We start from the raw sequence: 23,444 nt of genomic DNA, 5'->3' as shown, positions 1-23,444 counted from the left end.
TTATCGCGTTTTCCGATCGCCCTATTGGCGAGGCCAATTGTCACGGATCCAGCGCGTCAGGCTGGCCTCGCTGACCTCGCCGGCAGCGAGGGCGAGGATCATGGCGGTGGCCTGAGCCGGCTCGGGCGCGAACGCGATTTCGTTTCTCCGCAGAAACGTCATCATCGCCATGAAGGCGATCCGCCTATTGCCGTCTACGAAAGCGTGGTTCTTGGCCAGTCCGAATGCATAGGCTGCGGCAAGCTCGGGAAGCGTCGCCTGCTCATAGCTCCATTTGTTAATGGGCCGCTCCAGGGCCGAGCGGAGCATGCCCTCGTCGCGCGGCCCGGGCGCGCCGCCGAAGCGGCGCAACTGTCGGGCGTGGATCGCGACGGCCTGCTCGTAGGTGATCCAAAGCGGCCCCTGCTGCTCGCTCATTTGGCGAGCGCGGCCAGGGTGTCGCGATACTCATCCATGATCTCGTCCGCGATCTCCATCGTCCGCTCGAAATCCGGATCATAGGGCAGCGCCTGGAAGCCGCCGCCGGGCAATTCGACGATGTGCAGTTGCTGACCGCGTTTGAGATCGAGCCGCTGCATCAGTTCGCGCGGCAACAGCAGGCCGTCGGAATTGCCGATCTTCTTGATTTCGATCTTCATAGCAGGCCGCTCCGAAAAAGAGGCGCATTATACAAATGTATAACGCACCTCTTCAATCCGTTCAACAAATGTTTTACGCCCCTACCCCATCGCCTCCAGCTCGTCGATCATGCCGGCGATGACTGAGAGACCGCCGTCCCAGAATTTGGGGTCCTTGGCGTCCAGGCCGAACGGCTTGAGCAGTTCGGAATAATGCTTGGTGCCGCCGGCCGCGAGCATCGCCAGATAGCGCTCGGCAAACCCCTCGGCGGCGTGCTCGTAGACCGCATAGAGCGAGTTCACGAGGCAGTCGCCGAACGCATAGGCGTAGACGTAGAACGGCGAATGGATGAAGTGCGGGATGTACATCCAGAAGTTTTCGTAGCCCGGCTTGATCTCGATCGCCTCGCCGAGGCTCTCGGTCTGCACCGACAGCCAGAGCTGTCCGAGTCGCTCCGCGGTCAGCTCGCCGTTCTTGCGCTCGGTATGCACGGCGCGCTCGAACGAATAGAACGCGATCTGCCGCACCACGGTGTTGATCATGTCCTCGACCTTGCCGGCGAGCAGCGCCTGGCGCTGCCTGGCGTCCTTGGTCTCGGATAGCAGCCGCTTGAACGTCAGCATCTCGCCGAACACGCTCGCGGTCTCCGCCAAGGTCAGCGGCGTCGGCGCCATCAGCGCGCCTTGCCTCGCCGCCAGCACCTGGTGCACGCCGTGGCCGAGCTCATGCGCGAGCGTCATGACGTCACGCGGCTTGCCCTGATAGTTCATCAGCACATAGGGATGCGCCGAGGGCGTGGTCGGATGCGAGAACGCGCCCGGCGCCTTGCCCGGCCGCACCGGCGCGTCGATCCAGCTCTGGTCGAAGAAGCGCTGGGCGATGTCCGCCATCTCGGGCGAGAAGCCGCGATAGGCCGTCAGCACCATGCTCTTGGCCTCCGGCCACGCAATGGTGGCATTGGCGGCGAAGGGCAGCGGCGCATTGCGGTCCCAATGCGCCAGCTTCTTCTTTTTGAACCAGCGCGCCTTGAGCTGGTAGTAGCGATGCGACAGCTTCGGATAGGCCGCGCGCACCGAGGCCACCAGTGCATCGACCACCTCGCGCTCGACGCGATTGTTCAAGTGGCGGGAGTCGGCGACATCCTGGAAACCGCGCCAGCGGTCCGAGATGTCCTTGTCCTTGGCGAGCGTGTTGGTGATCAGCGCGAAGGTGCGCTCATTGGCCTTGAAGGCTTTTGCCAGCGCCTCGGCGGCCGCCTTGCGCTTGGCGCCGTCACGGTCCTGCAGGAAATTCAGCGTCGGCTCGATCGCGAGCTCCTTACCTCCGACCTGAAACCGCAGGCCAGCGATGGTCTGGTCGAACAACCTGTTCCAGGCCGAGTATCCGGTCTGCGACTTTTCGTGGAACAGCTGCTCGACGCGGTCCTCGAGCTGATACGGCTTGTCCTTGCGCAGGTCCTCGATCCACGGCCGGTAATGGCCGAGCGCGGGCGTCTCCATCGCGCGCTCGATCACGGCGTCGTCGATGCGGTTGAGCTCGAGCGGGAAGAACAGCAGATGCGTCGACGCCGCCGTCAGCCGCTCCGAGATGTCGCCGTAGAATTTGGAGATCGCCGGATCGACGCTGTCGCCGGCATGCGCAAGACCGGCGAACGAACCGAGCCTCCCGGCGAGATCGTCGATCGCCTCGTAGCGCCGCACGGCTTCTGCGAGCCATTCGCCGCCATCCTCGCGCGCGACATGCTCGGCGAGCTTGCCCTTGTAGTCGGTCTCAAACGCGACGCATTCGGAATCCATCTTCGCGAGATCGTGAGCGATCTCAGGGGCGTCGATGCCCATATAAAGGTCGCCGAGATTCCATTCGGGCAGCACGCCGATGCCGGCTTTTGCCGCGACGGCCTTCTTTGCCGGTTTGGCCGATGATTTGGCCGTCGCACCGCGCGCAGCCTTGACCTCTACCGGCTTCGGCTTTGACGCGGGCTTCTTGGCCGGCTTGGCCTTGTTGGATTTGGTCTTGGCGGATTTGGTCTGGGGGGCGGATCTGGTCGGCTTGCGAAGGGCAGAAGAAGCGCGCGAGGTCATCGGATGGGTAACCTGTTGTTCGAACGTGTATCCCGATCAGCGAGGTTTAAGGTTGCGTTAATCGGCGTCGGCGAGAGTGCCCCGATTCGAGACAGATAGTCGTAGCGTGCAAGGAAAGCCATGGCTGCCAGCATTTTGATTGCCGATGATGATCCGGTCCAGCGCCGGCTGGTGGAGAACATGGTGCAGAAATGCGGCTACGAGGCGGTCGTCGTCGAGACCGGCGATGCCGTCATCGAGAAGCTGACGAATCCTGACGCCGGCCCCATCGACGCCATCGTGCTCGATCTCGTGATGCCCGGCCTCGACGGCATGGGTGTCCTCTCCAAGATGCGCGAGATGGGGATCTCGATACCCGTGATCGTGCAGACCGCGCATGGCGGCATCGACAACGTCGTCTCCGCAATGCGCGCCGGCGCGCAGGACTTCGTCGTCAAGCCGGTCGGCATCGAGCGGCTCCAGGTCTCGTTGCGTAATGCGCTCAATACCTCGGCCTTGAAGGGCGAGTTGCAGCGCATCCGGCACAGCCGCGAAGGGCGCCTGACCTTCGCCGACATCATCACCCGCGCGGAGGCGATGGCGCCGATCCTGCGCATCGCCGAGAAGGCCGCGGCCTCGTCGATCCCGGTGCTGATCGAAGGCGAATCAGGCGTCGGCAAGGAGCTGTTCGCCCGCGCCATCCACGGCACCAGCGAGCGCAAGACGAAACCGTTCGTTGCCGTCAATTGCGGCGCGATCCCGGACAATCTGGTGGAATCGATCCTGTTCGGTCACGAGAAGGGCGCATTCACCGGCGCGACCGAGCGTCACATGGGCAAGTTCGTCGAAGCCCATGGCGGCACGCTGTTCCTCGATGAGGTCTCGGAGCTGCCGCTTACCGCCCAGGTCAAGCTGCTGCGCGCCCTGCAGGAGGGCGCCGTGGAAGCCGTCGGCGGCCGCAAGCCGGTCAAGGTCGACGTCCGCATCATCTCGGCGACCAATCGCAGGCTGCTTGACCGCGTCAAGGAGGGCCACTTCCGCGAGGATCTGTTCTACCGGCTGCATGTGCTACCGCTCACCGTTCCGCCGCTGCGCACCCGCCGCGAGGACATCCCGCATCTGTTGCGGCATTTCCTCGCGCGGTTTGCGGCTGAGGAGAACCGCGCCATTTCGGGCATCGCCGGCGAGGCCGTCGCCTATCTGACCAAGCTCGACTGGCCCGGCAATATCCGCCAGTTGGAAAACGCGGTCTACCGCGCCGTCGTCATGGGCGAGAGTGACCAGCTCGGCGTGGCCGATTTTCCGCTGATTCCCACCCACGCACCGCCGGTGGAGCCTGCGCCGGCCCTCACCGTGGAGCGGCCTGTTCCGGCGCTGCCTGCGATGGTGCCGGGAAGTGAAGTCCCCATTGCCCCTCTGCCCTCGCACGGGTTCCTGCCGCTGCTCACCGCAAGCGGCGAGGTGCGGCCGCTCGAGGAGATGGAGCATGAGATCATCCGCTTCGCCATCGCCCATTACCGCGGCCAGATGTCGGAGGTGGCGCGCCGCCTCAAAATCGGACGCTCGACGCTCTACCGCAAGCTCGACGAAGCCAATGACGAGACCCCCACGACGGAAAGCCCGCCGCTCGGCTGAGCCGCTCGGATCCGCACCATGGTTGCGCTTGGCTGTCGTCCGAAAAAGGCCGCAAGTCTTGGCAACACTGGAACATCTGAACCGTTGCCTTGCGGTGACAGACAAAGGAAATAACGCGTGGCACAAACGCACGATCGGTTTGGCCGGGGTTTCCCAAGAGTCAGTTTGTCGTGAGTTGTCCCGTGTGGCGCTGGCCGCAGAAATGGGGCTTGAGTATCGTTTGGGCGTGAATCATTGCGTGCAGATGTGAACCATCCTCACAGGCGGTACCCGCGCCGAAGCTGGCGGATCGACCTTGTTACCCCTGTTCCAGCCGGGACAGATCATCCGAGGGATTGATGATGCGAGATTGTGTGACCACCCGTGGCGGATATGACCGCGTGCTCATGGCTGTCGCGGCGACCTTCCTCGCGGTGTCCTCGACCTCTGCTTTCGCCCAGAGCGGTCCGCCCCGCAACAGCGCGGCCGAGCTCGCCATCGATGCGGCGATCCCGTTCCCCGAGCCGGCCAACGTGCCGCCGCCGACCGCCAGTGACTTCAAACTCGACACCACCGCCACCGTGTCGCCCGACCAGGCCAAGTCGCCCGAGACGACGACCAAGCCGCTCGACTCTGCCGCGGCGCCTGCGGCCGATCCCGCCAAAACCGTCGCCACGCCGCCGGCAGCGGCCCCTGCGACCGCGACGGTCCCAGACCCGGTCAAGGCCGCCAGCACCGTTCCCGCCGCCGACCAGCCCGTTGCCGACCGTCTGCGCGACCTGATGGCGAGCAAGGCGACAAGGTATTTCGACCGCAAGGCCGAACGCGCCGCCGTCGAGAAATTCTACACCGGCCGCGACTACGCGCCGATCTGGACCCAGGGCGGCAATCTGACAGCCGCCGCGAAGGGCGTCATCGCCCGTCTCAGGGATGCAGCAGCCGATGGCCTCAATCCCGGCGACTATCCGGTGCCGGATTTCGCAGCCGCAGCCTCCGCACCGGACGCGCTGGCGGAGGCGGATCTCAGACTCACCGAGAGCATGATGGACTACGCGCGCCAGGCGCAGAGCGGCCGCATGCACTGGTCGCAGGTCTCAGCGGATATCCAATATCCCGAGCATCCGGTCGATCCGAACGAGGTGCTGGCCAACGTCGCCGGCGCAAAGGATGCCTCCGCGGCGCTGGAGAGCTACAACCCGCCGCACAAGCTCTACAAGCTGCTGAAGGCCAAGCTCGCCGAGCTGCGCGGCGTCAGCGACGGCGCGCCTGTTATCATCGACGACGGCCAGCCGCTGAAATACATTCCTGCCCGCGGCAAGAATGCGCCGGAGGCCGAGGCGCAGATGTCCGACCCGCGCGTGCCCAAGCTGCGCGCCAAGCTCGGCATCACCGAGAACGCCGACGACATCCGCTATGACGCCAAGGTCGCCGCCGCCGTCCGCAAGTTCCAGGAAAGCGTCGACCTCAAGCCGACCGGAGTGCTCGACGACCGCACCGTGAAGGCGCTCAACACGCCCAAGCGCGACAAGCAGATCGATACGGTCCTCGTCAACATGGAGCGCTGGCGCTGGCTGCCGCGCGACCTCGGAGCGCCCGCGATCGGCGACGCTTATGTGATCCTCAACATCCCCGACTACACGCTGAAGGTGATGCAGCACGGCGCGCAGGTGTGGACCACCCGCGTGGTGACCGGCAAGCCGGGGCAGCATGCGACGCCGTTGCTCAGCGAGACGATGAAGTTCATCACGGTCAATCCGACCTGGAACGTGCCGCCGTCGATCATCTACAACGAGTATCTGCCGGCGTTGCAGCAGGATCCGACCGTGCTCGACCGCATGGGCCTGCGGCTGGAGCGAGCGCGCGACGGCTCGATCCACATCTCGCAGCCGCCGGGCGAGGCCAACGCGCTCGGCCGCATCCGCTTCAACTTCCCGAACAAGTTCCTGGTCTATCAGCACGACACGCCGGACAAGAACCTGTTCGCCCGAGACGAGCGCGCCTTCAGCCATGGCTGCATGCGCGTGCAGTATCCGGATCAGTACGCGTCGGTCCTGCTCAACATCACCATGCCGAACGAGCGCTACACGCCCGAGCGCATCCGCAGCATGTACGGCCGCAGCGAGATCGACCTGAAATTCCCGACGCCGATCCCGGTCAACATCACCTACCAGACCGCCTTCGTCGACGAAGCCGGCAAGCTGCAATTCCGCAAGGACATCTATGGCCGCGACGCGACCATGATCTCGATCCTGAAGAACAACCGCGGCAAGGATCTCGAGAACGTCGTCGCCCACGCCCAACCGAGCTACGCGCGTCCGAAGGGGCCGCTGCCGAACTCGGTCAACATCAGCGACAACAGCTTCTCCTCCGGCCCGAACTTCTTCGAGCGCCTGTTCGGCGGCGGTGGCCTGCCGACGCCGCCGGCGCCGGTCGGCCGCCCTGCCCGGCGGGTCTTCACCCGCTGATCAGGCCGCCGATCACGGTCAAAATTTCCATTTTGAGATCAAAGGCCTCGCCGATCGGCGGGGCCTTTGCTTTAGGTTAACCACAATGATCAACCAAGATTCGATGGCTCTTTTTCGCCACACTCAAGAGTATATGTTAAGGGTAATTGGGGGGCGGGTCGGTCAGTATCCCTTAACCATCCCGCCTTAGGTAAGCGTTTCCTCTCTCTTCCGCCGGACGGGCCGCAAGAGGGTCATCGAGTAAACGCTCGTCGACGGGGTGGCTGCATCTTGCTGTCTGTTTTCGCGCGCCAATCTGTTTCGCTCACGAGGGCGGGTTGGAAGGCTGGATGCCAATGCGGGCTGGCGGCGCTGCTGCTGCTCATCGGCGCCGGCTCGGTGCATGACGCGGCGGCGCTGAATGAAACCCACACCCTCTCCTTCCACCACACCCATTCCGGCGAGGACCTGACGGTCACCTTCAAGCGCGAGGGCCGCTATGACGAAGACGCGCTGAAGAAGCTCAATCACTTCCTCCGCGACTGGCGTACCCAGGACGAGACGGTCATGGACCGCCGCCTGTTCGACATCCTCTGGGAGGTCTATCGCGACGTCGACGCCAAGCAGCCGATCCAGATCATCTCGTCGTACCGGTCGCCCGCCACCAACTCGATGCTGCGCCGTCGCTCGGCGCATTCCGGGGTGGCGCGGCACAGCCAGCACATGCTGGGCCACGCGATGGATTTCTACATTCCCAACGTGCCGCTGGAGCAGATCCGCTTCGCTGGCCTGCGCCTGCAGCGCGGCGGCGTCGGCTTCTACCCGACTTCCGGCTCGCCCTTCGTGCACCTCGACACCGGCAACATCCGGCACTGGCCGCGGATGACGGCTGACCAGCTCGCCCGCGTGTTCCCGGACGGCAAGACCGTTCACGTGCCGAGCAACGGCGTTCCTCTCAAGGGCTATGAGCTGGCCAAGGCCGAGATCGAGAAACGCGGCAATGGCGATGACGCGTCGTCCAGCCGCCCCAACCTGTTTGCACGGCTGTTCCGCGGTCGTCCGAGCGAGGATGACGAGGAGTCTGGCGAGAGCGAGGGCAAGGCCGACGCCAAGCCGGTCCAGACCGCGGCACTCGCCGCGAAGCCGGCTGACAAGAGCTCCGACAAGGACGGCCGGACCGTCGAGCGATCGCTGGACAGCAAAGCCGCCACCACGCGCGGCAAGATCGCCAATGCCCTGCAATTGGCCTCCGCGGATGCGCAATCTGCCGCTCAGCCCGCGGCGACCAAGCCCGAGACGAAGTCCGAAACGACAAGCGCCGTCGGCAGCAAATCCAGGGACGGCGCGCCGCAGAGCGTCGCCGACATCATCAATTCGCGCGGCTTCTGGGGTGACAATCCCGGCACGCCGAAGCAGGCCACCCCCGAGCAGGTTGCCGCGATCACGGCGCGCCGTGCGCTGTCATCGATCGATCAGCAGCAGACCGCAAGCCTGATGCAGGCCATGGCCTTCGCACCCCCGGCCTCCTCTCCGCTCGATCGCGCCAATGTCGCCTCCACGGCCCCCATCCCGGTGCGAAACTCCCGCCCGGCGACCCGCAGCGTCGCGCCGGTGCCTGAGGCCGCCCCCGCGGCCGCGAAGAACGGCCAAGGTCAGGACGGCGCCATCACGATGGCGACGCGAATCTCGGCGGCCAAGGGTCCCGATTCGACCTGGATGCGGGCCATCATGCTGACGCCGAGCGCGTCGTCATCGATGTCCGTGACGAAAATGGGCGACGTGGACCTCACCGTGATGCGCAGCTATTTCGTCAAGCCGCAGGTCGCGCTGGCGATGAGCTTCACCGCCGAGCCGACGCCGGGACTAAGCTACGATCAGTTCACAGGGCCGGCAATCGTCAAGCTCGAAACCAAATCCTTCGCCATGCGCGCGGCAGCCTTGCGCTGACGCCGCGGCAGCCGGTTCGTCGTTCTCCTCAGCATTGACGAGCTGGAGTGCAGCGTCGATGGCCGCATGCCGCCGGCGCGAACCGGGAGAAAGCGAATCCCCCGTCAGGGGCAGCCGAGGTCTCCTCCGGGTGAGCGAGGCCGGCTGCTCAGATCATTCCGAGCGCCTGCATATACGTCTCGAGGATGCTTTCCTCTTCCTGGCGCTCGTTCGGGTCCTGCTTGCGCAGCCGGATGATCGTGCGCAGCGCCTTGACGTCGAAGCCATTGCCCTTGCTCTCGGCGTAGACGTCCTTGATGTCTTCGGAGATCGCCTTCTTCTCCTCCTCGAGACGCTCGATCCGCTCGATGATCGACTTGAGCTGGTCTACGGCAAAGCGGGTCGCGGGCGAGTCGTCGTCCTTCGCGGCGGCGGAGGTGGCCATCTGATACTCCTGAGTGGAACTCGTGTGTCCAAGGAAGGCGCCAAAGGGCGCTACATGTTCGCCGCGACCCTCAAATCTGGCGTGCCCCGCGTCAAGGCGACATCGCCCTCATCCACAGAGCGGCCCACATCTTGTTGGCCTGCGCAGCGTGAAGCCCACGCAAGCCGGCCGCGCCACTTGTGTTTCGTCACCATCCTGCGCAGGACCCGATTCGCCTTCGAAGCCCCTGCCAAGTCTGGGCTCGCGCGCGAAAGGCAGTAAAGCGCGTCTCCTGCGCGCTCGTTTCGGAATCAGTGGCCCGGATGCGCCTTCTTGAAGGCTTCGCGCTGCTCGGCGCTGGCCTCGCGCTGGTACTTCGCCTTCCATTCCTCGTAAGGCATGCCATAGACCGCCTCGCGGCTCTCGTCCTTGGTCATTGGCGCCCCCTGGGCGTCGGCGGCGTCCTTCAGCCAGTTGGAGAGGCAGTTGCGGCAGAACCCCGCCAGATTCATCAGATCGATGTTCTGAACGTCGGTTCTGGTCCGCAGATGCTCGACGAGCCGGCGAAAGGCGGCGGCTTCGAGTTCGGTCCGGGTGGTGCTGTCCATCGTCATCTCTTTGTTCCCTGTTCCGCGCCATGACGGATGTCTGCTATATAATGAGGCTTCGTCGCAGATTTGGCCATATCGCAGCGCCGTCAGGAGGAGCGAGGCGCTGGATCGCAGCGGCTTCGCACGAGATCGTCATGGCGTTGACAGCCGCAGCCAAGCCCAGCGACATCGTTCAACGGTTGATATAGCGTCGCGCAATGATCCCCAAAATCTCCTCTCTCCTGCATCGCAATCCCTTCCGCCCTGGCTACGGACTGCTTTCGCTGCTTGGGCTGGCCGCGCTCTGTCTGTCGTCCACTCCGGCGGCCGCCGATTTCCGGCTCTGCAACAACACCTCCAGCCGGGTCGGGATCGCCCTCGGCTACAAGGACGCCGAAGGCTGGACCACGGAAGGCTGGTGGAACGTGTCGTCACGCAGCTGCGAGACCCTTCTCAAGGGCACGCTGGTGGCGCGCTATTATTACATCTACGCGCTCGACTATGACCGCGGCGGTGAATGGTCGGGACAGGCCTTCATGTGCTCGCGCGACAAGGAATTCACCATCAAGGGCACCGACAATTGCCTGGCGCGTGGCTTCGACCGCACCGGCTTCTTCGAGGTCGACACCGGGGACCAGCGCGCCTGGACGGTGCAGCTCACGGAGGCCAATGAGCAGCCGGCGCAGCAGCGCGTGCCCGGAATTCCCGGCACGTTGGGACCCGGAGGCAACGTTCCAGGTCTGCCCAATGGGCCGCAGGGTGCGCCGCCGGCAGCCGCACCGGCCCTGCCGCCAGGGCAAGCACCCAAGCCATGAGGCGGCTGCGACGCATCAAGATCCTCGCCACGCTCGGCCCCGCCTCCTCGGACAGCGCGATGATTCGCAAGCTGTTCGAGGCCGGGGCCGACATATTCAGGATCAACATGAGCCACACCCCGCACGACAAGCTGCGGGAGCTGGTGACGACGATCCGCAGCGTCGAAGCGAGCTACGGCCGCCCGATCGGCATTCTGGTCGATCTCCAGGGTCCGAAGCTCAGGCTCGGCACCTTCGCCGACGGCCCGGTTCAGCTCAACAACGGCCAGAGCTTCGTGCTCGATTCCGACAAGACACCGGGCGATGCGACGCGGGTCCATCTGCCGCATCCGGAAATCCTGGCCGCCCTGCAGCCGGGACATGCGCTGCTGCTGGATGACGGCAAGGTGCGGCTGATCGCCGAGGAGACCTCGCCAACCCGCGCCGTCACCCGGGTCGTGATCGGCGGCAAGATGTCCGACCGCAAGGGCGTGAGCCTGCCGGACACCGACCTGCCGGTCTCGGCGATGACGCCGAAGGACCGGGCCGACCTCGATGCAGCCTTGAACATCGGCATCGACTGGATCGCGCTGTCCTTCGTGCAGCGCGCCGACGACGTGCTGGAAGCCAAGAAGATCATCCGCGGCCGCGCCGCCGTGATGTCGAAGATCGAGAAGCCGCAGGCGATCGACCGGCTCAACGACATCGTCGACGTCTCCGATGCTTTGATGGTGGCGCGCGGCGACCTTGGCGTCGAGCTGCCGCTGGAGCGCGTGCCCGGCCTGCAGAAGCAGATGACGCGGCTGGCACGCCGCGCCGGCAAGCCGGTGGTGGTCGCGACACAGATGCTGGAATCGATGATCCAGTCGCCGGTGCCGACGCGCGCCGAGGTCTCCGACGTCGCCACTGCGGTCTATGAAGGCGCCGACGCGATCATGCTGTCGGCCGAGTCGGCCGCCGGCAAATACCCGGTCGAGGCGGTCTCGACCATGAACCGCATTGGCGAGGAGGTCGAGCGCGACGTGGTCTATCGCTCGGTGATCGCGGCGCAGCGTCCCGAGCCGGAATCGACCGCGGGCGATGCGATCGCCGAAGCCGCACGGCGGATCGCCGAAAATCTCGATCTTCCTACGATCATCTGCTGGACCTCGTCCGGCTCCACCGCGATCCGCGTCGCGCGCGAGCGGCCGAAGCCGCCGGTGGTCGCGATCACCCCGAACCTGGCGACCGGACGCCGCTTGTCGGTCGTGTGGGGCGTGCACTGCGTGGTGGCCGAGGACGCGCGCGACCAGGACGACATGGTCGAGCGCGCCGGCTCGATCGCGTTCCGCGACGGCTTCGTCCGCGCCGGACAGCGAGTCATCATCGTCGCCGGCGTGCCGCTCGGCACACCCGGCACCACGAACATGGTGCGCATCGCCTATGTCGGGCCGTCGAGCGACGCCCATATCTGAGACGACCTATTGGGTCCTATCGATCGCGCCCAGTCCGGCCGTGGACGGGGGCTTGGCCCGCGCGATCACCGGACAGGCCTCGATGGCAATGCCGGCGGCGCCGGGGATGCGCTCGCAGCCACGCGACGCATCGATCTGGAGATCATAGTCCGCAAGCACCTCGAGCCGCGGCGGGTTGTCGGCCGGGCTCTTGGAGAAATACAGCGCCCACACGCCTCCCGGCAGCGGATTGGCCAGGCCGTTGCGAACCCGGTGGTCCAGCACGCCGCCGGGCACGATCGGCACCACGAGCTCCGACAACTGATAAACGCGCGAGCCCTGTGGCAGGAACGACGTGACGTAGCCGAGCGGCTTCTGCAGCAGCAGGAACGTCGCGGGACGTTGCAGGTCCGCCGCGAGCTGCGGCCGGTAGGGATCTGACCATGGCCGCCGCATCCAGTCGGTCGGCTGCGACGCCAGCGCGATGCCGAGCGCGGCCATCACCGTGACGGCCTGCGTCATCCGCCGCGATGGTGACGCGACCGGCCCAGCGTCTGCACGCCAAGCATCGACCAGGCGGATGAGCAGCAGCACGATCAGCGGCGCCGACAACAGCTCGAGCGGCATCAGATAGCGCTGGATCGAGAAGGCCAGCATCCACAGGACGTAGCTGAGCCAGAAGAAGATCAGGAGGCGCCGGTCGCGCAGCGGCAGCACCTCGCGCCGCTGCCACAGGCCGGTGACGATCAGCGCGATGAGCAGCACGATCACGACGGCGAAACGCGGATCGCGGAACGGCCATTCCGACGAGGGATGCTTGCCGATCACCCAGTAGAACGGATAGGCGAGCGCGTCGAGCAGTCCCTGCGGCATGAAGCGCGTATCGACGATCGAGGCCTGCGGCGCTTCGGGCGAGCGGAAGATCGTGTTGTAGAATGGAAACAGCGGGCTGCCGTAGTCGCGCGCCATCTTCAATGCCCACGGCCCCGCGGTCACGATCACGCCGGCCGAACTGCCCGCGCCGAATGCGACGATCGCGCGCCACGGCCGCGCCACCAGCAGCAGCGACACGCCGGCTCCGACCAGAAACGTCGCATTGGTGAGCTTCAGTCCCGTGGCCGCGCCGATCAGCAGGCCAGCGGCGACGAAACGTCGGCCGCGCTCATCGTCCTCCCCGAAGATCAGCGCGATGCCGGCGAGGATCGGAATGGTCGTGAGAATGTCGGCGAAGCTGGTGCCGACCTCGGACAGCGCCATCGGACTGAGGGCGGCGATGATGAGCGCGGCGCTGAGCGTGAACGCGTCAGCCGCGCGCCGGAGCAGCACGCGCGCAACCCAATAGACCAGCGCGAGATTGAGGCCGTGCAGCGCGCCCAGCGCGACGCCCCACCACGGCGCATCGAGCCCGTGGCGGACCGCGTAAGGCAGCAGGTAGATCAGCGGATTGAGGAAGCTCTGAAAGCCGCCAGGCGCGACGTCGATGTCGAAGCGGCCATGCAGCAGCGCGAAGCCGGCATAGTCGTGATAGTTCTGCCAGTCCCAGTTGATGTCCTCGCCGGCGAGAGATGCATAGACAGCGCCGGCGGCGGCCGATCCGGCGATGACGAGGCGCGTCGCCAGAGGGTTGCGTGCAATCGACATCGTCTGAGGAGGCACCTGGAGTGGGGCAAGGCGGTGCTCTCGCGGCACGCCCGCCTCACCATCGCCGCGACGGGTGAATCCTTGCTTAAGCGCGGCCTTGCGTCCGAAGGGTAAGGCATGGTGGCGCTGACTACGCGCCGACCAGGCTCCTGACCGGCAGCACGGCCTGCACGACGAGACCGCGCGCACGCGCATCCATGACGCCGACCGCGCGCAGCGCCAGCAGGGTGACCGCCTGAACGGTGTCGCGGAGCTTGGCGGGGTCGTCGGGATTCTCGGTCGCCAGCGGCCCCACCAGCGCCTCGTGCAGCGCGCCGAGCAGCGCGGTCGCGGCCAACTGGGTGTCCTGCGCCGGAAGATGGCCGGCACGGACGGCCGCGTCGATCCGCGAGGCGATCTCGCCGACGATCTCGCGGCGGCTCGCGATCCGTGACGCCGTCACGTCGACGTCGACCGGCTCGGCCAGGATGCCCCAGGCGAGCTTGCGCTGCGACAGGATGTGCACTGCGACCGTGGACACCGCGGCAGCCAGCGCCGAGGATGGACCTGGCGCGGCATCGGCGGCGCGCCGGACGGCGGCCAGCTCATCGCGCGAGACTTCCGCGATCAGCTCCGAGATCAGATCCGCCTTGGAGGGAAAGTAGCGATAGACGGTGCCGGCTGCGACATTGGCCCGGATCGCCACCGGGGCGATCTGGACGGCAGACATGCCGCCTTCCGCGGCGGTTTCGCGGGCGGCAGCCAGGATCGCGCTGCGGCGAGCCGCGAGCCGCTTCACGACCTGATGGGTTCGCCGATAGACCATGGCGTTTCTCGTCCCGGACGCGCTCGTCCAGGGCACCCGGCGAACGCTGGTTCAGTGTTTTTGGAGGATCGACCTCACAAATGGCTGGGAAGAACTGAACACTTGTTCACGAAGGAAGACAAGGGAAATCATGACCCTGCCCGGCCCCAACCAGTGTGTCAGGCGCTCGCGAGCGCCGCCGCGGCGGGCGTCGGCTGCCGACGCCACCACGAGCCGGCGCGCGCCAGCACCAGGCCGGCCAGGATCAGATTGGCCGCAAGCCCGAGCGGAATCCCGGACAGCATGAACGTGATCTGAAGCGCCGCGATGCCGCCGAGCGCGGGCAGCTCGTAGCGGCGAAAGCCCTCGGCGAGGCCGATCCGCACCAGCCATGCCACCGCGATGGCCTGAACCATCATGTCGTACATGAACAAATAGGGTGTCGTCAGCAGCAGCCCGACGGCCAGCGCCGCCGCCTTCAGCGCGTAGCGCACCGGGCTGCGCCACAGCGTCACCAGCACGACCGCAACGGCTGCGGTCAGCACCCATTGGAAGGTCCAGCCGAGCGCTTCCGAGCCGCCGAAATAGCGCACGAGCGAAAACAGGCTCTGCAGCTTCCACCAGGTCGCCTTGCCCTCGGTCAGGAACGCCTGCGAGAACATCGGCAGCCAATGCAAGAAGGCCTGCCAGCTCTCCGGCCCGAAGGCGAGCCATGACAGCAGCGCCAGAACGATGCCGGTGACGCTCGCAGAGACGAAGGCTGTCCAGCGCTGGGTGGCGATCAGCACGATCGGGAAGAGCAGGCCATATTGCGGCTTGTAGGTCAGGAGCCCGAGACAGATCCCCGCCAGCACCGGCCGCACCGGCAGCAGATAGAGCGTGCCGCCGACGAGCGCGGCAGTGAGGCATCCGTTCTGCCCGACCAGCGCGTTCGAGAACAGGGCCGGAAAGCCGGCTGCGAGCAGCAGGCCGAAGCCGCGGCCGACGATCGCGCGCATCGCGAGCGCATAGGGAACAAAGCTGGCATAGACCCAGCCGACGAAGGCGAGCGTGTAGGGAAACTGCGCCAGGAACGCTGCGACGAACAGGAACGGCGGCGGATAGTGCCAGGCAAAGTAGCCCGGGAAATCCTGCCGCAGCAGGTCGAGTTCGACCTGGCGCTGCACGTCCCAGTCCCAGGCCAGCGCCGGATGTCCCTGCAGCGCCAGCTTGCCGGCCGCCCAGACATTAACGAAATCGGTGGGAATGCCGAGACCCGCCTGGTCCCAGATCCAGGTGCCCGACCACAGCCCGGCCGGGAAGAACGAGGCGTTGATGCAGGCGAGCGCGAAGCAGGCCGCGAACAGGCCGAGCGGAACGTCACGACGCTGCGATGGGATCGCGGCGGCATCAGGATTGTCAGCCATCTGGACCTCGCCCCGCGCCTGCATGGGCGCCTCCCGATCGAGACATAGGCGGGGACGCTTGAAGAAGGCTTAAGCGTGGGCGACGGCGCGCGACCGCCGGCGCCGCACCGATTGTTTACGCGCGATCTGTATCGCAGGGGTCCGAATGCAACCAACGGCGGCAGGCCGGGGAGATCCCATGTTCGTTTATCGCGCCCTCATCGCGCTGCTCGTCTGCACCATTTGGCCGGCCGCAAGCCGCGCCCAGGACAAGGGTCCGGTCCGCGTCTCCTCCGACGTGAGCTATGAGTATCTGGCCCGCTGGGACGTCGCCCGGCTGAACACCATCCTCACCGTCGATACGCCGAAATTCGCCGGCGTCCCGGTGACCTACACCCCGGCCCGCAACGCCGTGCGGCTCTATCGCGTAACCTATGCCTCAGTCGTGCCCGAGCGCGGCAACAAGCCGATCACGGCGAGCGGCCTGCTCGCGGTGCCCGAGACCGGCGAGACCAGCCTGCCGATGGTGTCCTATCAGCACGGCACGGTGTACGGAAAGCAGGAGGTGCCATCGTTTCCGGAGCAGTCGCCCGAGACGCAGCTGATGATCGCGCAGTTCGCAGGACAAGGCTATCTGCTGATCGGCGCCGACTATTTCGGGATGGGCATCTCGACCGAGCCAGAAGGCTACATGGTGAAGGCCAGCCATCAGCAGGCCACTTACGACATGCTGCGGGCGAGCCGCGCCGTGCTCGACCAGATGAAGCTGACGAGCGCCAGGCTCGACATCGCCGGCTGGTCGCAAGGCGGCTTCGTGACCATGGCCTTTCTCGAGAAGCTCGAAAGCGCCGGCGTGCAGGTCGCGGCAGCGGCGACGGCGAGCGCGCCGGTCGATGTGTTCGTCGCGCTGAACGGCTTCCTGAACTTCCCGCGCAAGAACGACGCCGCCTGGGTCAATTCGCTGTTCATCCTGTCGGCGTTCGCGTTCGAGAACTACTATGCGGTGCCGGGGCTGGCGCGCTCGGTGATCAGCGACACCTATTACGACGTCGCCCGCAAGGCCTATGAGCGCGCCCCCTTCAACGTCGCCGACGTCCCAACCGATCTGCACAAGCTGCTCAAGCCCGATTATTTCGATGCGCAGTATTTCGCTGCGTCGGCCTACGGCCGCCTGGTCGCGCAGACGCAAGCCTATCGCTGGATCATCAAGACGCCGGTGCGCAACTATTACGGCGAGACCGACGAGGCAATCTCGACCGGTCTCGGCCGGCTGGCGATGACCTATCAGCAGGCGATCGGGGCCGGCAACAGCAAGGTCGAGGCGGTGTCGACGGGACCAACCAGCCATCGCGGCACGTTCGCCACCGCCGTCCCGCAGTGGAAGGCCTGGTTCGACAAGCCGTGATACGCGCGGCGCCTCCGGCGCGGTCGGCGGCGCAGCACCCCGTCAACGAAAGACGTGACAAACAGAACGCGCGCCCACCGCGCGCGAATCGGACTGCCGCCGGCCCGACTCCAAACAAACGAAAAGCCCGGCTGTAAGCCGGGCCTGTCGTCTCTCTCGATCTTCCGGATCAGATAGGCTGACCGTCGGAAGTCCGTTGCATATCAACCCTGACTCACGCCTGGGGCTGCGGCTCGAGGCCCGGATCGGGCCGCGGCCGCGGCTTGCCGGCCGGCGGCACGGCCGACGCGCGCGGCGTCGACGGCTCGACCGCCGATTCGCGGTTCGGCTTCTTGCCCTTCAGGAGGTCGTTGATCTCCTCGCCGGTCAGCGTCTCGTATTCGAGCAGCGCCTGGGCGATCGCTTCCCAGTCGTCGCGCTTCTCGGTGATGATGCGGCGCGCCTCCTGCTCGCCGGCCTCGATCAGGCCGCGAATTTCGGAGTCGATCAGGCGGGCGGTATCGTCGGAGATGTTGGTCGAGCGCGCCACCGAATGACCCAGGAAGACCTCCTGCTCATTGCTCTGGTAGCGCACGCGGCCGAGCTTGTCCGACATGCCCCATTCCATGACCATCGCGCGGGCGAGGTTGGTGGCCTGCTGGATGTCGCCGGTGGCGCCATTGGTCACCTTCTCCGCACCGAACTTCTGCACCTCGGCCTCGCGGCCGCCGAACATCATCGCGAGCTTCGAGACGCACCACTCACGCGTATGCGAGTGACGGTCGGCCTCGGGCAGCGACTGCACCATGCCGAGCGCGCGGCCGCGCGGAATGATGGTGGCCTTGTGGATCGGGTCGTGGCTCGGGACGTTGAGGCCGACGATCGCATGTCCCGCCTCGTGATAGGCGGTCAGCATCTTCTCTTCCTCGGTCATCACCATCGAGCGGCGCTCGGCGCCCATCAGCACCTTGTCCTTGGCCTCCTCGAACTCGGACTGCGTTACCATCCGCTTGTTGCGACGAGCGGCGGTCAGAGCAGCCTCGTTGACGAGGTTCATCAGGTCGGCGCCGGAGAAGCCGGGCGTGCCGCGGGCGATGGTCTTGAGGTTGACGTCCGGCGCCAGCGGCACCTTGCGGACATGAACCTTGAGGATCTGCTCGCGGCCGATGATGTCCGGGTTCGAGACCACGACCTGGCGGTCGAAGCGGCCGGGACGCATCAGGGCAGGATCGAGCACGTCGGGCCGGTTGGTGGCTGCGATCAGGATCACGCCCTCGTTGGCCTCGAAGCCGTCCATCTCGACCAGCAACTGATTGAGGGTCTGCTCACGCTCGTCATTGCCGCCGCCGAGACCGGCGCCGCGATGGCGACCGACGGCGTCGATTTCGTCGATGAAGATGATGCAGGGCGCGTTCTTCTTGGCCTGCTCGAACATGTCGCGGACGCGGCTGGCGCCGACGCCGACGAACATCTCGACGAAGTCAGAACCCGAAATGGTGAAGAACGGCACGTTGGCTTCGCCGGCCACCGCACGCGCGATCAGCGTCTTGCCGGTGCCGGGAGGGCCGACCAGCAGCACGCCGCGCGGAATGCGGCCGCCGAGCCGCTGGAATTTGCCGGGATCGCGCAGGAATTCGACGATCTCCTGCAGGTCCTGCTTGGCCTCGTCGACGCCGGCGACGTCCTCGAACGTCACCCGGCCGTGCGCCTCGGTCAGCATCTTGGCGCGCGACTTGCCGAAGCCCATCGCCTTGCCGGCGCCGCCCTGCATCTGCCGGGAGAGGAAGATCCAGACGCCGATCAGCGCGATGAAGGGCAGCCACGACACCAGCAGCGACACGAACCACGGCACGTTGTCGCCGGGCGGCTTGGCCTGGATGTTGACCTTGGCGTCGTACAGGCGCTTCACGAGGTTCGGATCGCTCGGCGCGTAGGTCTGGAACGACGAGCCGTTCTTGAAGGTGCCGTGAATCTCCGGCCCCTGGATCACGACGTCGCGCACATTGCCCTGATCGACCTCGGTCAACAACTGCGAGAAGTTGATGTCGGTCGACGACGCGCGTTGCCCCGGGTTCTGGAAGAGTGTGAACAGCGCCAACAGCAACAGGACAATAATGACCCAAAGGGCGAAATTGCGCAGATTGGCGTTCATCGATTTTCCTTCGTGGTCGCGCGGATCGCGGCCGTTCGTCCTCGGACTCATCCCTGGGTAGCCACGAGGGAATCCCCCGGTCGACCGTCTCGTAATCTAGGTACCACTCGCGGCAATGCCAAGGGAACTAGAAAGGACTATTTATCGCATCCTAGCCCGATTCCCGCTCAAAAAATGGCGCGGGAAACCGCTGCCAGGGCCGGTGGTTAAGGGTCCGCGAAAGCGACGAGCCGCTTCAAGTCGCGCCCGACCGCCGCGGCGGCGCGGGCGTGATGCGGATCGCGCCTCGCGTCATGCTTACCAGTGCACCAGCCAGGGTCTGTTTTAGCCTGCCCGGAGCAGACGTACCACCATCTGAGTTCCCCGCAAGAGTCCGGTCTAGTCGCGCCAGCAGCGCCTCGGCCTTGCCGAGTTCCACGGGACCTTCAGTGCCAATGCGATTGATGGCGCGCATCAGCAGCCTCAGTCTGATTTCTGCCGGGAGTGCGACAAAGGCGCGCGCCTCGAAGGTCTCGCCGTGATCCGCCTGTCCGGGCCCGGTGCCGGCCGCTCGCAATGCGAGATAGCGTTCGGCGCCATCCGCCATCAATTCGATCGCGGCATTGGCCCGTCCGAGCCGGTCGGCCAGCGTCGCCAGCGTCCGGGCATCGCCGCCCTCGGCGGCCAGAGCCGGCATCAGGGCGCGCAGCCGCGGCCGGGTGAAGGCGGGATCTTGATTGGTCGGATCATCTGCGAAGGGGATCCCGGCCGAGCGCAGCGTCGCCACCAGCCTGACCTTGGCAACGTCGAGCAGAGGCCGCGCCAGCAACAGCCCTTCACGCTCGCTGAGCGGTGCCATCGCCGCGAGCCCCGCAATGCCGCTGCCACGCAGGAGCCGCATCAGCACGGTCTCGGCCTGGTCGTCACGGGTGTGGGCGGTGACGACGTGTCCGGCGCCCGCCTGCCGCGCCGCGCGCGCCAGCAGGCGGTATCTTGCCAGGCGCGCCGCTTCGGGAATCCCGGTGTCCGGCTTCTCATCGTTCCAACGCAAGGTCCGATGTGGAATTGCGAGCCGCCGCGCGGTCTCCTTCACCATGCGGGCTTCACGGGCGGAGTCGCGCCGCAGAGCATGGTCGACCGTCACAGCCACAAGGCGCGGCCCCTGCGCAAGCCCCGCGCGCCACCGCGCCGCGAGCCACATCAGAGCCATCGAATCCGGACCGCCCGATACGGCGAGCACCAGCACGGGCGCCGCCGAAAGCGGCGCGAACAGGCGCTCCGCTTCGGCGGCGGAGATCGCAAGATCATCTTCGGAACCGGCCTTCGACATGGCGCCGCAGCCTACCCGCCCCGTCGGTCGTAGGCGAGAGGCCTACCCTCGCCCGGGGGCGTTCAGCACTTCACCCGCTTCTGCTCGCGATCGACCGTCGCCTTCACGCCCGCCGACGCGCGCGGATATTTGCGCGTCACTTCGCCGAACGCGGCGCAGGCCGCCTCCTTCTCCTTCAGCGCGGCCAGCGACTGGCCGAGCCGGAGCAGCGCATCCGCCGCCTTGCCCGACTTCTCGTATTTCGTCGTCACGGCGAGGAAGACCTCGGCTGCATCGCGATATTGCTGACGCTGGTAGAAGCTCTCGCCGAGCCAATATTGCGCGTCGCCGACCATCGGATCGTTCGGATATTTCTGGGTGAAGTTGCGCATCGTCTGCTCGGCCAGCGCGTAGTCGCGGCGCTGCATGTAGCCAATGCCGAGGTCGTATTCGTCGCGCGGCGTCTGCCGCGGCGGCGCGGTCTCCAGTCCGCCAGCGCCGGGAGCAGCGGCCGGCGGCGCGCCCTGGGGATAGCGACCGCCCGTGTTGGCGAGAGTCGTGGGATCGCCGGCGGGACGGCCGGCGGCCTGGCCGCCACCCGGCTGGATCGGCAACTGGCCGCCGCCGAGCGCTTGCGGGGCGCCGGGAGCCGTCGGATTCTGGCTCGGATCGAACGCATCGCCGCGGCGGCCCCGGCCAGGGGCCGCGGGCTCCTGGACGATTTGCACCGGCGCGCCGGCCTGCGGCTGCGCATAGCCCGGCTGCTGCTGGGGAGAGGCCTGTTGCGGCTGGCCGTACTGCTGCTGGCCATATTGCTGCTGCCCGTAGGCCGGCTGTGGAGGCTGGCCGTAGGCGGGATTGGCCTGCGCCGGCGCGGCCGCGCCCGGCTGTGCCGCGGCGGCGCCGCCCGGCGCTGCGCTCTGCAGTTGCCGCAGCCGCTCCTCGAGCTGGCGATTGCGATATTGCAGCTCCTCGTTCTGACCGGTCAGTTGCCGGAGCTGGTTTTCGAGCCGCTGGATCCGGATCTCGGGATCATCGTCGGTCTGGGCGAGCGCCCGCGACGAAAGTGCCTGACACGAGAAAACGACGAGCGCTGCGAGGATCGCGGCGGCGCTCCGTGGAAGAAACATGAATGACATGCTGCCCTGACGACCGGATCGGCGAGACATTGAAAACAGGCCTGTGAGCGAGGCTGTAAAGCAGAAATGCGATAGAGACAAATGACGTTCAAGCGAAGACAAGACCAAGCCCGACAAGACCCGCCGATCACATACAATGAAGCCGGCGTCGATGGGCGACGCCGGCTTCATCAGCAACGGATTCGTTCAGCTTTATGAACTGGCGTTCAGGACCGTCACCGCACGGCGGTTCTGCGACCAGCACGAGATATCGTTACAAACCGCCACCGGCCGCTCCTTGCCGTAGGAGATCGTGCGCATGCGGCCCTGGTCGATGCCGCGCGACACCAGGAAGTTGCGGACCGACTGCGCGCGCCGCGCGCCCAGCGCGATGTTGTACTCGCGGGTGCCGCGCTCGTCGGCATGGCCCTCGATCGTGAAGGAGTAGCGCGGATAGCTCTGCAGCCACTGCGCCTGCTTCTCCAAGGTCGCGATCGCCTGCGGCGTGAGATCGGTCTGATCGCTCTCGAAGAAGACGCGATCGCCGACATTCACGACGAAGTCCTGCTGGCTGCCTGGAGTCGCAGCGCTGGCCATCGCCCCGTCGGCCCCGGTGAGATTCTTGTTGGCGCAGGCGCCCATCGACAGCGCCACGGCCAGCACGGCGGCCAACTTCAATCCCTGGAGGATACGCATCTGATATTTCATTCCCGGAGCCTCCACGCTCACGTTCTTAGACTGCCATCCGGTCTACAGGGCGATGGTTAAGCGAACGTTCCGTCAACCTTGATGGGGTCTTGCCGAACCCCGTCAAATGCTAACGAAACCCGAAAAGCGACCGCGATGGTTAATGGGTTGTAAATGTGGCGCCAGGGTGAAGGCAAGCGGCGCGACGCCTGCAGCAGGGCGCTTTTTCGCTGAATTTTGCATCAGGGCCACGGTGTGAACCGGCCAGACGGCCGAACTGGCCCCGATATCGGCCGATGATCAGCCGGCCTTCGCGACCGCCTGAATCCTGAACGAATCAGTGAAGGCGTCCGGCGCGGGACGATCGAACAGCATCCGCCGTTCGAACGCGCTCGAGCGCATGAACGGAAAGCGCTGGAACACGCGATCGCGGATCGAAGGGTAATGCGCCGCCACCAGGCCGACCGGCTTGGTGAGGCCGGAGTAGAGCCGCGGCTCACCCCATGGTTCCTGCAGGAACACCTTCTTGTAGAAGGCGCGATGCTCGGGGCGGACGTTGGCGAGACCGATGTCCGCATTGAAGTGGGCGCAGGCGACGTAGCCGAGCCGGACCGTCACATAGGGAAGCGCCGGAAACAGCCGCGCCTTCTCATGGTCGGCGACGAACCGTGTCGGGTCGATGATGACCTTCCCGCGATCAAGCTCGGGATGCAGCAAGTCGGCGAACATGTCCGAGGACAACGATCGGCGCCATTGCGAGTTCACGACGCTGATGCGGATCGAGCTGTAGAGCTCGCCATTGACGTAGACGCCGAAGATGAAGCTGTTGGGAAGATCGTCATATTCGTCGGTGACGCGTTCGCTGGGCGACGGGAGGATGGCGCCTTCGCGCAGATAGGCGCGGTAGCGCAGCCGATAGATCTCGTCCTTGTCCTCAACAGTCAGCGCCAGTCGATAGTCCACGTTCTCCAGCACATCCGACTTCTGTTCAGCAACGGCACTTACTCTAGCCGCCGACTTCATCCGCAACCCCTTCTCACACAACTCCTACGAGCAGTATGAGCTTAACAGCGGGTTAATGCCGACGCAAAGCTTTCGGCGG

General features: G+C 65.9%; 19 protein-coding genes. 6 read left to right on the top strand and 13 right to left on the bottom strand.

The features are described 5' to 3' along the window. Positions 1–21: 21 nt before the first annotated feature. From QX121_RS20430 to QX121_RS20420, 3 genes are all read right to left on the bottom strand, one after another. Positions 22–417 (bottom strand): type II toxin-antitoxin system death-on-curing family toxin, encoded by a 396-nt coding sequence (locus QX121_RS20430; RefSeq protein WP_315736333.1) that lies wholly within the window; start codon positions 415–417, stop codon positions 22–24. Further along, positions 414–638: a MazE family transcriptional regulator gene (locus QX121_RS20425; protein ID WP_015664446.1), complete on the bottom strand. Its 225-nt coding sequence runs from the start codon at positions 636–638 to the stop codon at positions 414–416. Before QX121_RS20425 ends, QX121_RS20430 begins: the two co-directional genes overlap by 4 nt. An 81-nt stretch (positions 639–719) precedes the next feature. Continuing rightward, a complete protein-coding gene (locus QX121_RS20420; RefSeq protein WP_315812881.1) occupies positions 720–2,699 on the bottom strand; it encodes a M3 family oligoendopeptidase in 1,980 nt (659 codons plus the stop codon). A gap of 120 nt (positions 2,700–2,819) precedes the next feature. Here QX121_RS20420 and QX121_RS20415 point away from each other — a divergent pair, with 120 nt between their 5' ends. From QX121_RS20415 to QX121_RS20405, 3 genes are all read left to right on the top strand, one after another. Continuing rightward, positions 2,820–4,313: a sigma-54 dependent transcriptional regulator gene (locus QX121_RS20415; RefSeq protein ID WP_315736331.1), complete on the top strand. Its 1,494-nt coding sequence runs from the start codon at positions 2,820–2,822 to the stop codon at positions 4,311–4,313. Positions 4,314–4,699: 386 nt separating this feature from the next. Beyond that, a complete protein-coding gene (locus tag QX121_RS20410; protein ID WP_315812928.1) occupies positions 4,700–6,757 on the top strand; it encodes a murein L,D-transpeptidase in 2,058 nt (685 codons plus the stop codon). 270 nt (positions 6,758–7,027) lie between these two features. Further along, on the top strand, positions 7,028–8,683 hold the full coding sequence (locus QX121_RS20405; RefSeq protein WP_315812880.1) for a DUF882 domain-containing protein: 1,656 nt from the start codon (positions 7,028–7,030) through the stop codon (positions 8,681–8,683). 148 nt (positions 8,684–8,831) lie between these two features. Here QX121_RS20405 and QX121_RS20400 read toward each other — a convergent pair whose 3' ends face one another. Together QX121_RS20400 and QX121_RS20395 are read right to left on the bottom strand one after the other, a co-directional pair. Further along, complete coding sequence (locus QX121_RS20400) at positions 8,832–9,107, bottom strand: DUF2312 domain-containing protein (protein WP_008961835.1); 276 nt, start codon at positions 9,105–9,107, stop codon at positions 8,832–8,834. Positions 9,108–9,397: 290 nt separating this feature from the next. Beyond that, complete coding sequence (locus tag QX121_RS20395; RefSeq protein ID WP_315736329.1) at positions 9,398–9,694, bottom strand: DUF1244 domain-containing protein; 297 nt, start codon at positions 9,692–9,694, stop codon at positions 9,398–9,400. Between the two features lie 200 nt (positions 9,695–9,894). Here QX121_RS20395 and QX121_RS20390 point away from each other — a divergent pair, with 200 nt between their 5' ends. Further along, a complete protein-coding gene (locus tag QX121_RS20390) occupies positions 9,895–10,491 on the top strand; it encodes a DUF1036 domain-containing protein (RefSeq protein ID WP_315736328.1) in 597 nt (198 codons plus the stop codon). Then, entirely contained in the window at positions 10,488–11,924 is a 1,437-nt protein-coding gene (gene pyk, locus QX121_RS20385) for a pyruvate kinase (protein WP_315736327.1), read from the top strand. Before QX121_RS20390 ends, pyk begins: the two co-directional genes overlap by 4 nt. Before the next feature lie 6 nt (positions 11,925–11,930). On the opposite strand, the gene QX121_RS20380 is transcribed toward pyk, so the two are convergent. The 3 genes from QX121_RS20380 to QX121_RS20370 form a co-directional block, all read right to left on the bottom strand. After that, positions 11,931–13,544, bottom strand: a complete 1,614-nt coding sequence (locus QX121_RS20380) for a glycosyltransferase family 87 protein (RefSeq protein WP_315812879.1) — start codon at positions 13,542–13,544, stop codon at positions 11,931–11,933. A gap of 130 nt (positions 13,545–13,674) precedes the next feature. Beyond that, positions 13,675–14,349, bottom strand: a complete 675-nt coding sequence (locus QX121_RS20375; RefSeq protein ID WP_315717573.1) for a helix-turn-helix domain-containing protein — start codon at positions 14,347–14,349, stop codon at positions 13,675–13,677. A gap of 158 nt (positions 14,350–14,507) precedes the next feature. Beyond that, positions 14,508–15,734, bottom strand: coding sequence for a glycosyltransferase family 87 protein (locus tag QX121_RS20370; protein ID WP_315812878.1), 1,227 nt, complete (start codon positions 15,732–15,734; stop codon positions 14,508–14,510). A 178-nt stretch (positions 15,735–15,912) separates the two neighbouring features. Between QX121_RS20370 and QX121_RS20365 the strand changes: the two genes are divergently transcribed. Continuing rightward, on the top strand, positions 15,913–17,118 hold the full coding sequence (locus QX121_RS20365; RefSeq protein WP_315812877.1) for an alpha/beta hydrolase family protein: 1,206 nt from the start codon (positions 15,913–15,915) through the stop codon (positions 17,116–17,118). A gap of 214 nt (positions 17,119–17,332) precedes the next feature. Here the strand turns inward: QX121_RS20365 and ftsH are convergent, their stop codons facing one another. The 5 genes from ftsH to QX121_RS20340 form a co-directional block, all read right to left on the bottom strand. Continuing rightward, positions 17,333–19,249 carry an ATP-dependent zinc metalloprotease FtsH gene (ftsH, locus tag QX121_RS20360; RefSeq protein ID WP_315777758.1) on the bottom strand — a complete coding sequence of 639 codons (1,917 nt, stop codon included), beginning with the start codon at positions 19,247–19,249 and terminating at the stop codon, positions 17,333–17,335. Positions 19,250–19,484: 235 nt separating this feature from the next. Further along, positions 19,485–20,558 carry a tRNA lysidine(34) synthetase TilS gene (gene tilS, locus QX121_RS20355; RefSeq protein WP_315812876.1) on the bottom strand — a complete coding sequence of 358 codons (1,074 nt, stop codon included), beginning with the start codon at positions 20,556–20,558 and terminating at the stop codon, positions 19,485–19,487. 62 nt (positions 20,559–20,620) lie between these two features. After that, entirely contained in the window at positions 20,621–21,667 is a 1,047-nt protein-coding gene (gene ybgF / locus QX121_RS20350) for a tol-pal system protein YbgF (RefSeq protein ID WP_315812875.1), read from the bottom strand. Positions 21,668–21,868: 201 nt separating this feature from the next. Next, positions 21,869–22,363, bottom strand: coding sequence for a peptidoglycan-associated lipoprotein Pal (pal, locus tag QX121_RS20345; protein WP_315736319.1), 495 nt, complete (start codon positions 22,361–22,363; stop codon positions 21,869–21,871). A gap of 279 nt (positions 22,364–22,642) precedes the next feature. After that, on the bottom strand, positions 22,643–23,365 hold the full coding sequence (locus QX121_RS20340; RefSeq protein WP_315736318.1) for an N-acyl amino acid synthase FeeM domain-containing protein: 723 nt from the start codon (positions 23,363–23,365) through the stop codon (positions 22,643–22,645). Positions 23,366–23,444 lie beyond the last annotated feature (79 nt).

Source organism: Bradyrhizobium sp. SZCCHNR2028, from assembly GCF_032380995.1.
In the GTDB taxonomy this organism is placed as follows: Bacteria; Pseudomonadota; Alphaproteobacteria; order Rhizobiales; family Xanthobacteraceae; genus Bradyrhizobium.
The sequence above is the reverse complement of the archived record's forward strand: the minus strand, read 5'-3'. Positions and strand labels throughout refer to the sequence as shown.

Bases quoted from the DNA above. Each gene is read 5' to 3' on its own strand.
- pyk (WP_315736327.1), top strand. From the start codon at position 10,488: ATGAGGCGGCTGCGACGCATCAAGATCCTCGCCACGCTCGGCCCCGCC.
- tilS (WP_315812876.1), bottom strand. From the start codon at position 20,558: ATGTCGAAGGCCGGTTCCGAAGATGATCTTGCGATCTCCGCCGCCGAA.
- QX121_RS20430 (WP_315736333.1), bottom strand. From the start codon at position 417: ATGAGCGAGCAGCAGGGGCCGCTTTGGATCACCTACGAGCAGGCCGTC.
- QX121_RS20365 (WP_315812877.1), top strand. From the start codon at position 15,913: ATGTTCGTTTATCGCGCCCTCATCGCGCTGCTCGTCTGCACCATTTGG.
- QX121_RS20375 (WP_315717573.1), bottom strand. From the start codon at position 14,349: ATGGTCTATCGGCGAACCCATCAGGTCGTGAAGCGGCTCGCGGCTCGC.
- QX121_RS20415 (WP_315736331.1), top strand. From the start codon at position 2,820: ATGGCTGCCAGCATTTTGATTGCCGATGATGATCCGGTCCAGCGCCGG.
- QX121_RS20395 (WP_315736329.1), bottom strand. From the start codon at position 9,694: ATGGACAGCACCACCCGGACCGAACTCGAAGCCGCCGCCTTTCGCCGG.
- ybgF (WP_315812875.1), bottom strand. From the start codon at position 21,667: ATGTTTCTTCCACGGAGCGCCGCCGCGATCCTCGCAGCGCTCGTCGTT.
- QX121_RS20410 (WP_315812928.1), top strand. From the start codon at position 4,700: ATGGCTGTCGCGGCGACCTTCCTCGCGGTGTCCTCGACCTCTGCTTTC.
- QX121_RS20400 (WP_008961835.1), bottom strand. From the start codon at position 9,107: ATGGCCACCTCCGCCGCCGCGAAGGACGACGACTCGCCCGCGACCCGC.
- QX121_RS20390 (WP_315736328.1), top strand. From the start codon at position 9,895: ATGATCCCCAAAATCTCCTCTCTCCTGCATCGCAATCCCTTCCGCCCT.
- QX121_RS20340 (WP_315736318.1), bottom strand. From the start codon at position 23,365: ATGAAGTCGGCGGCTAGAGTAAGTGCCGTTGCTGAACAGAAGTCGGAT.
- pal (WP_315736319.1), bottom strand. From the start codon at position 22,363: ATGAAATATCAGATGCGTATCCTCCAGGGATTGAAGTTGGCCGCCGTG.
- QX121_RS20425 (WP_015664446.1), bottom strand. From the start codon at position 638: ATGAAGATCGAAATCAAGAAGATCGGCAATTCCGACGGCCTGCTGTTG.
- QX121_RS20380 (WP_315812879.1), bottom strand. From the start codon at position 13,544: ATGTCGATTGCACGCAACCCTCTGGCGACGCGCCTCGTCATCGCCGGA.
- QX121_RS20420 (WP_315812881.1), bottom strand. From the start codon at position 2,699: ATGACCTCGCGCGCTTCTTCTGCCCTTCGCAAGCCGACCAGATCCGCC.
- QX121_RS20370 (WP_315812878.1), bottom strand. From the start codon at position 15,734: ATGGCTGACAATCCTGATGCCGCCGCGATCCCATCGCAGCGTCGTGAC.
- ftsH (WP_315777758.1), bottom strand. From the start codon at position 19,249: ATGAACGCCAATCTGCGCAATTTCGCCCTTTGGGTCATTATTGTCCTG.